Here is a 15924-nt window from a genome sequence, read left to right on the forward strand (position 1 = left end):
TTAGAGTAAACAAGCCTTTTGGGAGAACGGCTGAGGGGCAGACGGCAAGCTATTATTCATTTAAGTGTTCGTTTTTCTGCGGCTCTCACATTTTTTAGTAAGCGTTTACCTTTGCCATTTGTTATACGTTGAGCCTTCGGTAAAACGCGCTTAGGATACGTGCAGTATTGATAAAGGAGACAACCCATGGTTGCAAGAGTAACGACAGCGCCACAAGGCCCAGAACTCTCTGAGTTGGTGCAAGGATACTGGCGTACAGCAGAGTGGGGTATGACCCCGCAACAACGCCTGACTTTCCTGAAGCAGCACATTGATCTTGGCATCACAACTGTTGATCACGCGGATATTTACGGTAACTACCAATGTGAAAAGTTGTTTGGTGAAGCATTAGCGCTTGAGCCAAGCCTTCGTGATGATATTCAAATCGTCACCAAGTGCGATATCAACTTGTGTGGAGACCACACTCCAGATCGTAAGATCAATCACTATGACACCAGCGCGCATCATATTTACCAGTCGGTAAATAACTCTCTAGAGCGTTTGGGTGTAACCGAACTTGATGTATTACTGATTCACCGCCCAGATGTACTGATGGATGCAGATGAAGTAGCAGAAGCGTTCGCTGAACTGCATAAGGTCGGCAAAGTTAAGCACTTCGGTGTCTCTAACTTTTCACCGCGCCAGTTCGACTTATTGCAATCTCGACTAGGTAAGCCACTAGTGACAAACCAAGTTGAAATCAACCCATTGAACTTCGAAGCGGCTCATGATGGAACGCTGGATCAACTACAGATGAACCGTATTCGTCCAATGGCGTGGTCTTGTCTAGGCGGCGGTAGCATTTTCAGTGGTGATTCAGCACAAGCGATTCGCGTTCGTGATGAGCTAGAGGCGATTCGTCTAGAAGTGGGTGCAGACAGCATTGACCAAGTGATTTACGCTTGGGTTCGTCGTTTACCATCTAACCCAATTGCAATTATTGGCTCAGGTAAGATTGAACGCGTGAAGACGGCTGTTGATGCACTGAAAATAGAGCTGACTCGCGAGCAATGGTATCGCGTATGGGTTGCTTCTAAAGGTCACGGTGTGCCATAGGCAGCGAGTCAAAATAGAAGCAAAAGCCAGCTAACAAAGCTGGCTTTTTTGTGTTCGCCTAACATGTTTCTTCAAAACTGTGATTAAGGTGGAATAATTTTCAAAAACACTCATAATGCACTCTGTTTTTCACCAGTTGGATATTTCCATTGAGCACTTCAAAATTCTCTTCAATCGCCCTTAAACCTGAGCTTCTAAACACGTTAGACTCTCTTGGTTATACTGAAATGACGCCTATTCAAGCGTTAAGTCTTCCTACTATTCTGGATGGCAAGGATGTTATCGGTCAGGGTAAAACGGGTTCAGGTAAAACAGCTGCCTTTGGTTTAGGCGTGCTGCAAAACCTACGCGTTAAGCGTTTTCGTGTTCAATCTTTAGTGTTATGTCCGACTCGTGAGCTTGCAGACCAAGTAGCAAAAGAGATCCGTACTCTTGCTCGTGGCATTCACAATATTAAAGTGCTGACACTATGTGGCGGTATGCCAATGGGCCCACAAATTGGTTCATTAGAGCATGGCGCACACATTCTTGTGGGCACACCTGGTCGTATACTGGACCACCTAGAGAGAGAGCGTATTGACCTGTCTGAGTTGAACACACTTGTGTTAGATGAAGCCGATCGCATGCTGGAAATGGGTTTCCAAGATGCACTAGATGCTGTTATTGAAGCAGCACCAAAAGATCGTCAAACGTTATTGTTCAGTGCAACTTTCCCTAAACAGATTAAATCTGTTGCAGACCGCATCATGAATAACCCTGAAATGGTGAAGGTTGAATCAACGCACGATCACTCAAGCATCCAACAACACTTTTATAAGGTTGAAGGTACTGAAGCTCGTGATGACGCACTAGAGCTAATGCTTCTTCATCATCAACCAGAGTCAGCTGTTGTGTTCTGTAATACTAAGAAAGAAGTGCAGAACGTAAATGATGAGCTAAGCCACCGTGGTTTCAGTGTTATCGAGCTTCATGGCGACATGGAACAGCGTGAACGTGACCAAGCTTTGGTTCAGTTCTCAAACAAAACCATCTCTATCTTGGTTGCAACCGATGTTGCCGCTCGTGGTCTTGATGTTGATAACCTAGATGCCGTGTTCAACTTTGAGTTGTCTCGCGATCCTGAAGTACACGTGCACCGCATCGGTCGTACTGGTCGTGCAGGAAGCAAAGGTGTCGCAATTAGCTTCTTTAGCGAAAAAGAGATGCACCGTGTTGCTCAAATTGATGAGTACATGGATATGCCAATCGAACCGTCTCAGTTGCCAGCTAAACCAATTGCTAAGCCGTACTACTCAAACATGGTAACCATCCAGATTGATGGTGGTAAGAAAGCGAAACTTCGCGCAGGTGATATCCTTGGTGCGTTGACAGGCCAAGGCGGTATTGATGGTAAGTCAGTAGGTAAGATCAACTTGTTCGCGATGCGCGCTTACGTTGCTGTAGAAAGATCAATGGCTAAGAAAGCATTAGGTAAAATCGAATCAGGTAAAATGAAGGGTCGTCAATTCCGCGCCCGAATTCTGAAGTAATTCGAGATTGTCTCCCTTTACTGCTAAGTCATGCTAGTGATAATGCAGTAAAGGGTGTTCCACAGTCAGTAACGTATCAAACGTTTATTCATCAGGTCTGATCGAATAGAAATCGTTGATATGTCTTCCTTCGCTAAGATACCAAGTCATCGCTTCCTGTCGATTATTAGCGGATATCGTAATTGTGGTTAGTCTTCCATCGTCAAAATAACAAAGCTCGTACTCTAACTCGCTTGTATAATGAGGAGTAGCGGCCATAGCTTACCTCCCAAATATTAATCATTTGAAAATAAATAAACCATTCGTTTATAAGGTTCGTTTACATCAAATGAGCAATAAAAATCAAGTTACATCACTGCCATTAATTATTTTTAGTTTAATCATTTGCCGAAATAGCTAGATTAGCAAGTCTGAGTCTCAATTTATCTCAAAGTTTTTACAGCCACTGTTTATTAAGGCTACTTTTATAAGAGCTAGAACTAGCGTTATAAGAACTAGAGCTAACCTTAAAAGGGTGAGTTAATGGATTGTGGCTTTGCTGAATATCGTGAGAGGGTTAAATGAGAAAGTGTCGATGGTTAGTCTTATTAGTCTGTTTTGTATTCGCTGGTTGCGGGACTAAATTTGCCTACAACAATATAAGCTGGTTTGCGGTTAGCTATATTGAAGACTTTGTTTCTCTATCCAACAGTCAAGAATCAGAGCTCGAAGAGCGCCTCGACTTATTACAGCAATGGCATAAAGAAACCCAACTTCCGCTGTATATGTTGCAACTGCAAGCGATTCAAAACCTAGACCGTTCTGATATGAATGTTGCTTTTATCATTGATCAAAGTGAACAAACTAAAAATCATATCCGTTCGATCGTTAATAAGTTCGCTCCAGATATTTACGCGTTAAGTATGCAGCTTACCCCAGAGCTAGATAACGAATTCTTAAAGAACTTTAGAGAAAAGCAGCAAGAATATTACGAGGAAAGATTATCATTGAATGATGAAGATTCGAGAGAGCGTTATCGAAGTCGAATTGAAGATCGGTTAGAGCGATGGCTCGGGTCGGTATCGAAAGAGCAAAAAACGATTATTTTGATGTGGTCTCAAGAGTGGGTAAATACTAACGACAGCTGGCGACAATATCAAAATAATACGTATCAAGACCTAACGACACTTATGCAAAAGAAGACCGATTTACATATTGCACAGCCAATTATTATGAAGCTACTTTTGAACAATGAAGATTATTATCCGCAAGAACTGGAGTCTAAGCTTGATAAGAATATGCAAACATCAGCGAAGTTCTTGGTGGATATCGCCGCAGTGAGCAGTGATAAACAATGGGCTTATTTTATGAGTGAACTAGAAAGCCTCAAGACGACGTTAGTGTCACTGCAGGAGTAGGGTAGCTATATTAAGGCTAGTGACTGTTTGCTACTAGCCTTCTGACAAACCCTAAACCGAATGCAGAGAGTTAGCCTCTGTTACTCATCAGCAGCTTTGGAATCGAGCCTTTAGCTGTCTTAGATATTTTTTGCATCAATTGAAAGCTCGGCTGTTGAATACCGTGATCACTTTGCAGTTCATCAATCATCAATAACCATAACCGTGCTGTCATTTCTGAATCGGCTAACGCTCTGTGGAAAGTACCGTCGTTGTCGATATTTTTGAAACGCACAAGGTCGCCTAGCTTATGAGTCGGTGCGTCTTGGATTAGACGGCGAGCAATCAACATTGAGCAAGCGAACTTGCCTATGTAGTCTCGGCCAATAAAATCTAATTCCGCATCGAGAAAGCGCTTATCAAACGACGCATTGTGAGCAACAAGTTGGCTGCCTTGGATAAAGTCTGCAAACTCATCCATCACTTCACTGCAACTGGCCGCAGTGCTTAACATACGGTTACTGATTCCGGTATAGCTTTCAATGAACCCGCTAACACGAAACCCTGGATTCATTAGCTGCTGGAAGGTGTCGACGACTTCACCGTTAACGAGTTTAACCGCACCGATTTCAATCGCTCGATCACCCATGTTTGGTGATAAGCCTGTGGTTTCGAAATCGAGAACGATAACGGAGTCTGCGGAGTTTGGAGCCATCGTGTTTCCTAATACTATTTATTTAGTTGTATCGCTTTATATGGGGCGCTTAGTGTTGCTATGGGTCAATCTATTGCGTGGCGTTGTTCTATTGCGCGTTGTTGTTCTGTTGCGTATTGCTACTGACAGTGAGCTCAGTGTAACCCGTCGAATCGTCATGCTCTCTGTTGAAGGTCAAGGTATCGTATCGGTGAACAATCAATTCAGCGGTGGTTGCGATAATCGTCCCTTCAAGCAAATGCCCACCAATCACATCGCCATTTTCATCAGCAACGGATATATGAACATGCTGGTGGTTTGGGGTTAGCGTCGCCATCACCGACACTATTTCGAACGGAGCTTTGATTAGCTTGGTGTTGTTTGCATTAGCCAAACGAATATTGAGCTGAGTAACACACCCGACACAAGACGCGACAGAGCCCGCTGAGATATTGTGCGCTGTCACTAGTTTTTGGATCTCAAGCTTTAGGTCTTGCCCACGGGTTAATCTCGTTGCGATAGGAGTGATCATCTATTGCCTCAATTTTATTTGTATTTCAAAGAACAAAACGAAGCCACATAGGGCTTCGTTTTATTTTCATTTTGGCTAACGCGACTTTTACATTTTCTGTCGCTGAAATTACTTAGTCTTGTTGCTGTTCTCTTTTCTTCTTAGGCACGAAGTTCAATACAGAAATAGGTACTTCTTTGCGTGGTTCGAAACCTTCAACAACGCGACGCTCAATCAAGTGACCAAGACGTTTTTCGATAATGCACAGGTTCTTGAAGTTGTCTTTCGATAGGAAAGAGATCGCTTCACCAGACGCGTCCGCACGGCCTGTACGACCAATACGGTGAACATAGTCGTCCGCAGGGAATGGGATGTCGTAGTTAACTACGCGGCTTAGGTTATCGATATCGATACCACGCGCAGCAACACCAGTCGCAACCAGGTATTTTAGGTTACCTTTCTTGAAATCAGCTAAGATTTTTTCACGAATCGCTTGGCTACGTCCACTGTGGAAAGCTTCAGCTTGGATGCCACGCTTTTCAAGTTGAGCAACCAATTTAGCCGCGCCGTGCTTAGTCTCGATAAAGATAAGCGCTTGGTCCCACTCACCGTCAGTGATCATGTGGCTTAAAAGTGCAGACTTACGGTCTTTATCGACTGTAACTAACCATTGTTCGATGTTTGCTTTAGAAGCGTCAGTTTTGGCGATAGAAATCTCTTCTGCTTCACTGATTGCGCTTTTCGCTAGCGCACGAACTGGCGTTGATAGCGTTGCTGAGAACAACAGGTTTTGAATGTTTTGTGGCAAACGCGCGATGATCTTGTTGATGTCTTCGATGAAACCCATGTCTAGCATGCGGTCTGCTTCATCAAGAACCAGTACTTCAACTTCATCAAAATGAACGGCACGTTGTCCGTACATATCGATTAAACGACCTGGAGTTGCCACAAGAATATCGACACCTTCGATCAAGCGGTCTTTCTGGTGTTGGTAAGATACGCCACCGTACATCGCTAGTGATGTTAGGTTTAGGAACTTCGCGTACTTAGTAATGTTCTGCTCAACCTGAATCGCAAGCTCGCGAGTTGGTGTCAGAATAACAGCGCGAATGCGTTTTTTACGTTGTGTTTCACCTTTACTTAGCATTTCTAAGATAGGGAGAACAAAGCTCGCAGTTTTACCTGTACCTGTTTGTGCTGCAGCAATTAGGTTCTTACCAGAAAGCACAATCGGAATTGCTTTTTCTTGAATAGAGGTTGGCTTTTCATAGCCTTGTTTTGCAACGGCTTTAACAATAGGTGAGCTTAATCCAAGCTTGGAAAATGGCATAAGTTTCTCGGTATGATTTGGCTAAATAGCGATGGAAAGGTTCAACAATCTTATACAAGGATAAGATTAATGGCGGCATTCTACCATGTTGCTTGTGTACCGCTAGTAACATAGACACTTTAGTTGGATAATACTGACTCAATAAGACGACGATAAGACAGGGATGTATGGAAATTACGCCGAATGAACGCGATGCAGTATATAAAACGATTTTTTCTCGCCGAGATGTTCGTGGTCAGTTTCTTCCTGATGAGATCCCAGAAGACGTTTTGATGCGTGTGCTAACCGCAGCGCACCATGCTCCCAGTGTTGGGTTTATGCAGCCTTGGGATTTTGTCGTTGTCCGTGATATCGAAACCAAACAACAAATCAAAGCCGGTTTTAATCAGGCTCATGCGGAATCCGCGCAAATGTTCACCGATGAAAAGCAGGCGATGTATAAGCGATTAAAGCTTGAAGGTATTGTTGAATCGCCTATCGGTATCTGTGTGACTTGCGACCGCAATCGAACCGGAAAGGTTGTGCTAGGTAGAACCATTAAACAAGAGATGGATTTGTACAGCACCGTGTGTGCGGTGCAAAACTTGTGGCTCGCAGCAAGAGCTGAAAACCTTGGGTTAGGTTGGGTGAGCATTCTTCACGACTCAACACTGCGAGACGCTTTAGATATCCCAGAAAACATCGATATCGTGGCGTATCTATGTATCGGCTACGTTGACCACTTCAAAGATAAACCCGAACTAGAAACCATGGGTTGGCTACCAAGACGAGACGTCAATTCTGCGATTCATAAAGGTAAGTGGAATTCAGAGCAAATAACGAATTCAGTCAAAGACTAAACGCATCTCTTATTTTGATTACGACTACGTATCATCATTGGTTATTTTGTTTGCTAAAAGAGGTGTTTATAAACTAAATTGGGTGTTGATAATATTTATATCAACAGTTTCACAAAGCATATTCCAATGTTGAACGAGTAAATAGAGACCATATTTTTGTGATAGCTATTCTCGTTCCTTTAAACGCTTGAATTTGGATACCCATTGAACGACGCGAACTTACGTAGATTCCAACAGCTGCTGGTCAAATATGAACTAGGTGAAGAGTACCACCTAACGATAGATGATCTGGAACACTCGCTTTCTACTTCTCGTAGAAACACTTCGATCGTCCTGAAATGCCTATCTGAATTCCAGTGGATTTGTTGGATTCCGTCCAAAGGACGAGGGAGGCTTAGTCAATTTAAAATTTTGCTTAGCTTCTCTGAGGCATTAGAGCAAGTTTTAGCGCTTCAGTTAGAGCAAGGTCGCTTTAACGTAATTCCTCGCCTTTTAGAAAGCTATGGTGATACCGCAATAAAGGCACTGACGCTAGCCACTGAAAAACATAACCTTTTCAATCAACAGCATGATCATTTGTTGATCACTCAATACCCCTGGGTTGATAATCTAGAGCCCGCCAAAACCTATAGAATCGCTGAACATCAAATTCTGAGAAGTATCTATAATACTTTGTTAGTTCAAGACCTTAATGGCGAGCCTCAAGCCAGTCTTGCCCACCATTGGAAGATGGAAGGGCGCTTTCTGCATTTTTGGTTAAGGCCTAATGTTGTTTTCCATGACGGTGAAACCTTGAGTGCAAAAGATGTCGTTCAATGTTTGTTACGGTTAAAAAACATAGATGGCCCGGTACAGTCTTTATTTGAGCAGGTGAATGATGTTCATGTGGTGGGTGAGAAAAAACTAACTATCGAGCTAGCGCGCGCAAACCCAATGTTTATCTATGCGCTGTGTAGTGCACACGCGTCTATCTACCGTTGCAAGCGTAGCTATTTTGCTAGTGGGCGCAGCGCGTATATTGGAACGGGACCTTTCTCTTTAGATGATTGGAGCGAAGAGCGCCTTATTCTAAAACGTCACCGTGGTTACTTTGCTCAACACTCACTGTTAGAGCAGATCACGCTGACAGATATTGATGGCTTAAATGATCATACTCTCAGTTTCAATAAGTCTGGTGTAGCGGAAGAAACCACCATCAATGCCCTGTCGTACCTTGCCGTGAATCACAGGAAAAATTCAGATATTACCCCCGAAAACCTAGCCTGCTTGGTATCGTTTATTAAAACCAGTAGTAAAGATTTTGACATCGATATGGTGGTGGATGATTTGTCTTTCTCGTCGAGCGAATTAATGTGCAGTGATTCTGTCCCTATTTTGACGGGCACTGTTGTCCTAACTCGACCTAAAATGACGATTCCTTTACTTCAAGATATGGCTGACTGGCTACAACAAACGATTGCAAAGACTGGTGTCGCTATTGAAGTCGTTGAACTTCCCAATATTAGTGATCCTAGCTCTATGAGCGAATCGGCAGACCTGTTATTTATCGAAGAAATTATTGAACAGCCTAAAGATTATGGCCTGTATGATTGGTTACTTGCTTCGTCTGGACTCAGGTTCATTTATGACAGTTCTGAGATGAGAGAGCATTGTGAGAGAGTTCACTTAGCCGTTAGTTGTGCTAATCCAGTCGGCGAGTTGAAAAAGATTGAACAATCACTGTATCAACAGAAGCTCCTTTGTCCGTTATTTCATGGTAAAGAGAAGGTTTCTAATAGTATTGAGGTTCAAGGCGTAGAGATCAATCAAACTGGCTACAGTGATTTCTATAAACTCTGGATATCTTCAAGCGATATGTAATTAGTCCATTTAAGACCCTTCGTTAGAACAAAACATGCATAAATTGCCTAGCACCCTTTCATGTTTCTTTTGAATACCAATCGCTATTATGACTGGCCATGACTATCACAGTCATTCTCGGTCATCCCCCCAATGACAACCCTACTTATTAATGTATTTCATTAGGATCTCATCGAATGAAACTTAAGCTTATTTCTATCGCACTTATCGCTGGTGGCCTTACTGCTTGTGGCGGAGGAGGAGGTGGTGGTAGCAGCAGTACAAGTGCTCCCGCTCCTCAAACAAAAACCTTACAAGGTGTGGCTATCGATGGTTATATTTCAGGGGCGACCGCGTTTTTGGACATCAATTATAATGGTGTGTTAGATGAAGGTGAGCCAAGCAGCATCACCGACCATGAGGGCAGCTATGAATTGTCTTTAACGGGCTCTAACTCGGATTGCATGGATTACGCACCAATCGTAGTGAATGTGCCGATCGGCGCAATTGATGCGGATAGCCCAAACTCGCCGATTACTGAACCTTATCAGTTAGTATTTCCGCCAGTCATGACGGTGAGTTCCAATCAAGAAATTAAGTCTACGACACCACTTACGACCGTTTTATGGAATCAGATCCAAGCCGATCTGTATAACGGTGGTTTAAACAGTTGTTCAGCTTTAAAGCAAGCTGTGAACACCCAAAATAGCATTATCCAAAATGTGAAAGAGCATGACTTCCGAATTGCCAATCGATACAACATCGCAGTTGAAGACCTGTATGGAGATTTCGTTAAAGATCAAAATACTGAGCTCTATGAGTTAGCGCAGAAAATGATGCCGGCTATCAAAAAATCGTATCAAGAGACCAAAGAGATTCAAAAAGAGAACCCAAAAGCCCAACAAGCTTATGTTGATTATTACTGGGAGCATTGGGATTACTCGAAAAAAAATGAAATCAATAAATGGTATAAAGTTAAAACAGTGATGACCGCTGACAAACTTGTTGTTATCGAACATGAAGTTTCGGCCGACCTGCAGACAGAACTGGTTTTAAGTGAACATTTTGAGCGTAATGGTCAGAAGAAAAATGGCTTAGAGTATGACAAGGAAGCTTCATTCTCATTGAGTAGCGATGGAACGGAATATTCATGTTCGGTGCAAGAGACCATCAAGCAACAGGTTTTGCCTAACTCATTGACTACCTTTGGTGTGATGAACCGTGGCGGGTCTCAACAACTTGATTGGGAAAGTTGTTCTCGTCAAGACGTTGGTGCGGGCTTTATGCAAACCTTGACGGCAGATGTTGTCGGTGACTACAAAGATCAGTTTACCCAGATACAAGCCAAATTTAATTTTGAGAATAATGCGCCACATCCAAAGTGGGTTAATCTAGGTGACTCATTGGATAGTGTGTCGCGCAGCGACTTTGATGCGCTCAATTACCTATCGGTAGATTTTGATGACAACAGTTCATATGGCGCTGATAACTGGAACAGACATAAGTATGCGTACATTGAAAATACGCCGTTTGATTATACTCAAACGATAACGTCTAAATATTCTCAAGGTAACTGGACTAAAGGTTATTATTACCAGAATGGAACAAGTCGATTTGAGTGTTCAGATGATGGTGTGACCTGGTCAAAAGACACTTGTAAGTAAAGCCAGAGTCGATACCGAGTAAATCTACATAATCCGTACGCAATAAAAAAATCCAGTGTCTACAAGACACTGGATTTTTAGTTTTGGTTGACCGTTATGTAGCTTTACTTTATTAAAAGCGCTTAAGCGATCTCAATTTTCTCAGCTTGGTTCTGTTCTGCCATTGATATCGCTAGTGCTTCTGCAGCCTTAATACCATCGATACCAGCAGACAAGATGCCGCCAGCATAGCCTGCACCTTCACCTGCAGGGAAGAAGCCCTTTAAGTTGATGCTTTGGAAGTCTTTGCCACGTTTGATACATACAGGAGAAGACGTACGAGTCTCAACACCCGTTAGCAGACCGTCTGGCGTAGAGAAGCCTTTGATCTTCTTTTCGAACGCTGGGATTGCTTCACGAATCGCTTCGATAGCAAAATCAGGCAGTGCTTTTGAAATGTCCGTTAGGTGGATACCCGGTGTGAATGATGGTTTTACTTCACCGATTTCACTTGGATCGCGACCTTTTAGGAAGTCACCGATTTTCTGTGCAGGGGCATCGTAGTTCTCGCCACCTAGAACATAAGCGGCACTTTCTAATTCACGCTGTAAACGGATACCTGCTAGTGCGTCACCTGGGTAATCACGCTCTGGGTCGATACCCACAACGATGGCACTGTTTGCGTTACGTTCTGCACGAGAGTATTGGCTCATACCATTGGTTACTACGCGGCCTTCTTCAGAAGTCGCTGCAACCACAGTACCACCCGGGCACATACAGAAGCTGTATACAGTGCGGCCATTCTTACAGTGGTGTACGAGTTTGTAGTCCGCAGCACCTAGAATAGGGTTGCCCGCGTTCTTGCCGAAGCGAGCTTCATCGATCATCGCCTGTTTGTGTTCGATACGGAAACCAACAGAGAAAGGCTTAGCTTCCATGTAAACGCCACGTTCGTGCAGCATTTCAAACGTATCACGAGCACTGTGGCCTACGGCCAGTACTACGTGGCGAGTTTTAATCTCTTCACCGTTAGAAAGCGTTAGGCCAGTGATTTGACCGTCTTCCATATGAACGTCGTCTACGCGAGTGCTGAAACGGATTTCGCCACCTAGCTCAATGATAGAAGCACGCATCTTCTCGATCATGGTTACCAGTTTAAAGGTACCGATGTGTGGTTTACTTACGTATAGAATTTCTTCTGGTGCGCCAGCAGCTACGAATTCTTCGATTACCTTACGGCCGTAGTGCTTTGGATCTTTAACTTGGCTGTATAGCTTACCGTCAGAGAATGTACCTGCGCCACCTTCACCAAACTGTACGTTTGATTCTGTGTTCAGAGTACGCTTACGCCAGAAACCAAAGGTATCTTTCGTACGTTCACGAACTTCTTTGCCACGCTCAACGATGATCGGGTTGAAACCCATTTGAGCAAGCACTAAGCCAGCGAACAGACCACAAGGGCCAAAGCCGATAACGACAGGGCGCTCAGTTTGGTTCTCAACCGCTTTAGCCACGAATTTGTACTCCATGTCAGGAGTCACTTTTACGTGTGGGTCGCTGATGAATTGTTCTAACAACTCAGCTTCGTTTTCAACGAGAACATCAAGCGTGTAGATAAGTAAGATTTTTGATTTCTTACGAGCATCGTAGCCACGTTTAAAGATATTAAAAGAAAGTACCTGATCAGCGTTAATGCCAAGCTTTGCTTCAATAGCGTCTTGAATGGCTGACTCTTCATGGTCTAGTGGGAGTTTAATTTCGGTTAAACGTATCATTTTGATGTCTCGTTTTTATAGGTGTCTTAGCTAGCTCGTTTCTTAATACAGAGTTTGATGGCAACGCTGATGTTGAAAGAAGCGATAAGCTCACAATGGCGCGCATTTTACGAGAAATTGATTTATCTGTCATACTAATTTGGAAACATGGAGCAAATAGACTCGATATTAGAGCCTTATGATGTTGAATTTTGCTTTGGGATGAGTATTATCCCCCATTCTTCAATTTTGACTAACTTATAGAGCAGAGCATCATGGCATTTGTCGTAGGCGATAATTGTATCCAATGTAAATACACAGACTGTGTGGCGGTGTGCCCCGCAGATGCGTTCCATGAAGGTCCGAATTTCATGGTAATAAACCCAATCGAATGCATTGATTGTGGGTTGTGTGTACCTGAATGTGACGCTCAAGCGATCTTCCAGGAAGATGATCTTCCAGAAGACCAAAAGATTTTTATTGAAGTGAATGCAGAGCTTGCCGAAATCTGGCCGGTACAGACGGAAGTAAAAGCACCAATGGATGACGCTGAAAAGTGGAATGGTGTGTCTGATAAGTTGGCAATGCTAGAAAAGTAATTGTTGAAAAGAACTCAAATAAAAAGGCGTACTGATTTGATCAATACGCCTTTTTTAATATCTGAACACTGTCGATTGGCTCGTTAGTTAGTGAGATCTAGCTATGCTGACGACGCATATTGTCGAGAATAATACCTGTCGCCATTGCTACATTCAGAGACTCTGCGCCACCGAATGCAGGAATCGTAATCTTATCCGTTACGTATTTAGCCGCATGTTCACGAATGCCGTGAGACTCGCTGCCCATTAGCAAAATACCATTGGCAGTAAATTCTGTCTTATGAACACTTTCGCCTTCTAAGAACGCGCCGTAAACCGGTAGGTTCGCTTGTTCTAAATAAGCCGGTAAGTCTGTTTGGCTTACGTGTACTCGGCCAAAGCTACCCATAGTTGCACTGATGGTCTTAGGGTTGTACGGGTCTGCACAATCGCTGCTCGCAACGATATGCTTAATGCCATACCAGTCTGCTACACGAATAATCGTACCTAGGTTGCCCGGGTCTGAAACGCCATCTAGTGCAATCATCAGCCCAGTTGCTTCTGGCAGTTCAAATGTTGGGATCTCAACGACAGCAATCGCCGCATTGTTACTCACCAAAGTACTCGCTTTGGTGAGGTCATCTAGTGAAGCTTCAACACAATCAAACTCAAACAGTGAAGCGTGATTTTCAGATAAGAAATCAGCGGTAGCAAAGACGTTCTTCACGACTAAGTCACTATTGAACAGCTCAAGAACGTTCTTTTCACCTTGAACTAGAAACAAGCCGTGGGCTTTACGTTGTTTCTTTTGGCCCAAAGCACGAAGGAGTTTTAATTGGTTTTTTGAAATCATGTTTTTATCCTAGATATAAGCCCGCGCATTATAGAGCAAAGGTTGGAGAACCAAAAGCGTGATAGCTCAATGCGATCCACATAAAAAGCAAAAGCGACCCGCTTACAAAAAGAAAAGCGTACTAAATAGCACGCTCTTATCTGATTTACTTACCAAAGACTAAGCTGAACAAGTTAGACGAACTGACCGCTTAATATGGAACAGGGTAGCGCTTAAACACTGTGTTGATATCAGTGAGTATCTCTTCTGATAGAGGCTTGCTGAAAGCGGCTACGTTTTCTTTGAGCTGTTCCATCGTGGTCGCTCCAATGATGGATGAGGTAACACCATCGACTTGATTACACCATGCTAATGCAAGCTGGCTCGGCGTAAATCCATGAGTGTTCGCGACTTCTGCATATCCTTTTACCGCTTCATTGGCTGATTCGGTGTCGCGGAAAATGCCCTTACGCTGCATGTATGTCCAGCGGCTGCCTTCCGGTCTTGCACCATCAATGTATTTTCCACTGAGCATTCCTCCAGATAACGGTGACCAAGGCAGGTAAGCGACATCTTCATGCACACAGTTCTCAATCAGATACGGCCAGTCTTTTGCGTGAAGTAGGCTGAATTCATTCTGAATCGAGACCATGCGTGGCAAATCGTGTTTTTCGCTCAGCTTGAGATAGGTGTTGATACCCCAAGTAGTGTCATCAGACAAACCAACATGACGGATTTTTCCTGCTTTAACGCAGCTCGCTAGGGCTTGAAGGATCTCCAACATTTCCCCTTCATGCTGCTTCCGGTCGATATCACTGAAGCGAATTTGATTTGGGAACTGTTTTCCAAAGTGAGGTGTATTTCGATTTGGCCAATGCAGTTGATATAGGTCGATATAATCAGTCTGTAGACGCTTTAATGACGCATCAACCGCTTCGATTACGGCTTCACCCGTTATAGGGCCACCATCTCGAACCCAAGGAAGGCCTGGGCCTGCAATCTTACTCGCTATGATCAGTTCTTGGCGGCGCTGCGGGTGGCGCGATAGCCAGTTACCAATGATTGCTTCTGTTTTGCCGTAGGTCTCTGGAGAAGGCGGAACCGCGTACATTTCTGCAGTATCTATGAAGTTAATACCTTGGCTTAGTGCGTATTCGATCTGTTGGTCGGCTTGCTGTTGTGTATTTTGCAGCCCCCAAGTCATGCTGCCAAGACAGATGCGGGAAACGGGAATTTGACTACTTCCTAGTTTTGAATATTCCATTGAATTCGGGATTCCTGTGGTTAAGTTCTCTGGTACTCGCATTAGAGTTTTTGAAAAGAGAGCGAGTGAGGAATGAAAACGAATATAAATTATTAGCACAAAATGACACGACAAGGTATGGCTGAGGGAAGTTTAATGAGTCATTTCTCAACGTAGCGAATGAGCTAGCCGCATATTCGTGGAGCTATAGATATAAAGCAGGGGAGTCACAAAACGTGAATGGGTTTGACGCCTGAATAGGACATCATAGAAAGAGAGAAGAAGAGTCAAAGACAAAAGAGCTCTACATCATAGAGAAGTAGAGCTCTTTTATTAGGGGTTCTATAAATATGTTCTGAGTATTGATTAAGTTACGAGGTCGCGTTGGTGTCAAACCCACCTTGAGATTGCGCCTGTCTTAGAGCTTCCTGCCTTTGAACTTCTTTCTCAGTTAATGCTGGTTGAAGTGTTTCCTCAGAGGCTTGAGGAGATAAAATGAAATATTTATTAATCGTCATAACTGTGTCTCCGTGTAACGTATGACAGATTCTGCATCAAGGATAAATTGTGATCATCATCCACTTTGTACTTTTTATAGGCTGAGAGTGGAGGGCGTAGAATGCGTACAAAGCAATCGCTTATCATCCGTATGCAATATTGA

At 43.5% G+C, this 15924-nt stretch carries 15 protein-coding genes; 7 read left to right on the forward strand and 8 right to left on the reverse strand.

Annotation, left to right across the window (positions count from 1 at the left end):
* Positions 1 to 186 precede the first annotated feature (186 nt).
* Positions 187 to 1095, forward strand: a complete 909-nt coding sequence (locus M4S28_RS20680; RefSeq protein WP_249633702.1) for an aldo/keto reductase — start codon at positions 187 to 189, stop codon at positions 1093 to 1095.
* 149 nt (positions 1096 to 1244) lie between these two features.
* On the forward strand, positions 1245 to 2624 hold the full coding sequence (gene dbpA / locus M4S28_RS20685; protein ID WP_004731781.1) for an ATP-dependent RNA helicase DbpA: 1380 nt from the start codon (positions 1245 to 1247) through the stop codon (positions 2622 to 2624).
* A gap of 84 nt (positions 2625 to 2708) precedes the next feature.
* On the opposite strand, the gene M4S28_RS20690 is transcribed toward dbpA, so the two are convergent.
* A complete protein-coding gene (locus tag M4S28_RS20690) occupies positions 2709 to 2882 on the reverse strand; it encodes a hypothetical protein (protein WP_017077429.1) in 174 nt (57 codons plus the stop codon).
* 302 nt (positions 2883 to 3184) lie between these two features.
* Here M4S28_RS20690 and M4S28_RS20695 point away from each other — a divergent pair, with 302 nt between their 5' ends.
* Positions 3185 to 4021, forward strand: coding sequence for a DUF6279 family lipoprotein (locus M4S28_RS20695; protein WP_249633703.1), 837 nt, complete (start codon positions 3185 to 3187; stop codon positions 4019 to 4021).
* Between the two features lie 70 nt (positions 4022 to 4091).
* Here the strand turns inward: M4S28_RS20695 and M4S28_RS20700 are convergent, their stop codons facing one another.
* The 3 genes from M4S28_RS20700 to M4S28_RS20710 all read right to left on the reverse strand — a co-directional run bounded on the left by M4S28_RS20700 (position 4092) and on the right by M4S28_RS20710 (position 6535).
* Positions 4092 to 4715: a 3'-5' exonuclease gene (locus M4S28_RS20700; protein ID WP_108118040.1), complete on the reverse strand. Its 624-nt coding sequence runs from the start codon at positions 4713 to 4715 to the stop codon at positions 4092 to 4094.
* 88 nt (positions 4716 to 4803) lie between these two features.
* A complete protein-coding gene (locus M4S28_RS20705; protein WP_249633704.1) occupies positions 4804 to 5226 on the reverse strand; it encodes a PPC domain-containing DNA-binding protein in 423 nt (140 codons plus the stop codon).
* Between the two features lie 112 nt (positions 5227 to 5338).
* Positions 5339 to 6535, reverse strand: coding sequence for a DEAD/DEAH box helicase (locus M4S28_RS20710; RefSeq protein ID WP_249633705.1), 1197 nt, complete (start codon positions 6533 to 6535; stop codon positions 5339 to 5341).
* A gap of 167 nt (positions 6536 to 6702) precedes the next feature.
* Here M4S28_RS20710 and bluB point away from each other — a divergent pair, with 167 nt between their 5' ends.
* The 3 genes from bluB (at position 6703) to M4S28_RS20725 (ending at position 10877) form a co-directional block, all read left to right on the forward strand.
* Positions 6703 to 7374: a 5,6-dimethylbenzimidazole synthase gene (gene bluB / locus M4S28_RS20715; RefSeq protein WP_249633706.1), complete on the forward strand. Its 672-nt coding sequence runs from the start codon at positions 6703 to 6705 to the stop codon at positions 7372 to 7374.
* Between the two features lie 204 nt (positions 7375 to 7578).
* The gene (locus M4S28_RS20720; protein ID WP_108185600.1) at positions 7579 to 9234 is read left to right on the forward strand and encodes an ABC transporter substrate-binding protein; all 1656 of its coding nucleotides are present in this window, start codon (positions 7579 to 7581) and stop codon (positions 9232 to 9234) included.
* Positions 9235 to 9410: 176 nt separating this feature from the next.
* On the forward strand, positions 9411 to 10877 hold the full coding sequence (locus M4S28_RS20725) for a hypothetical protein (RefSeq protein WP_249633707.1): 1467 nt from the start codon (positions 9411 to 9413) through the stop codon (positions 10875 to 10877).
* Between the two features lie 122 nt (positions 10878 to 10999).
* Here the strand turns inward: M4S28_RS20725 and M4S28_RS20730 are convergent, their stop codons facing one another.
* Positions 11000 to 12631, reverse strand: a complete 1632-nt coding sequence (locus tag M4S28_RS20730) for an NAD(P)/FAD-dependent oxidoreductase (RefSeq protein ID WP_017077435.1) — start codon at positions 12629 to 12631, stop codon at positions 11000 to 11002.
* Positions 12632 to 12885: 254 nt separating this feature from the next.
* Between M4S28_RS20730 and fdxA the strand changes: the two genes are divergently transcribed.
* The gene (gene fdxA, locus M4S28_RS20735) at positions 12886 to 13209 is read left to right on the forward strand and encodes a ferredoxin FdxA (RefSeq protein ID WP_017074827.1); all 324 of its coding nucleotides are present in this window, start codon (positions 12886 to 12888) and stop codon (positions 13207 to 13209) included.
* A gap of 97 nt (positions 13210 to 13306) precedes the next feature.
* On the opposite strand, the gene M4S28_RS20740 is transcribed toward fdxA, so the two are convergent.
* The 3 genes from M4S28_RS20740 to M4S28_RS20750 form a co-directional block, all read right to left on the reverse strand.
* On the reverse strand, positions 13307 to 14041 hold the full coding sequence (locus M4S28_RS20740; protein WP_004731761.1) for an RNA methyltransferase: 735 nt from the start codon (positions 14039 to 14041) through the stop codon (positions 13307 to 13309).
* A gap of 190 nt (positions 14042 to 14231) precedes the next feature.
* On the reverse strand, positions 14232 to 15224 hold the full coding sequence (locus M4S28_RS20745; protein WP_004731759.1) for an aldo/keto reductase: 993 nt from the start codon (positions 15222 to 15224) through the stop codon (positions 14232 to 14234).
* A 410-nt stretch (positions 15225 to 15634) separates the two neighbouring features.
* Positions 15635 to 15781, reverse strand: coding sequence for a hypothetical protein (locus tag M4S28_RS20750; RefSeq protein WP_004731758.1), 147 nt, complete (start codon positions 15779 to 15781; stop codon positions 15635 to 15637).
* Between the last annotated feature and the right edge of the window lie 143 nt (positions 15782 to 15924).

It is taken from the genome of Vibrio sp. J383 (assembly GCF_023503985.1).
GTDB lineage: Bacteria > Pseudomonadota > Gammaproteobacteria > Enterobacterales > Vibrionaceae > Vibrio > Vibrio splendidus.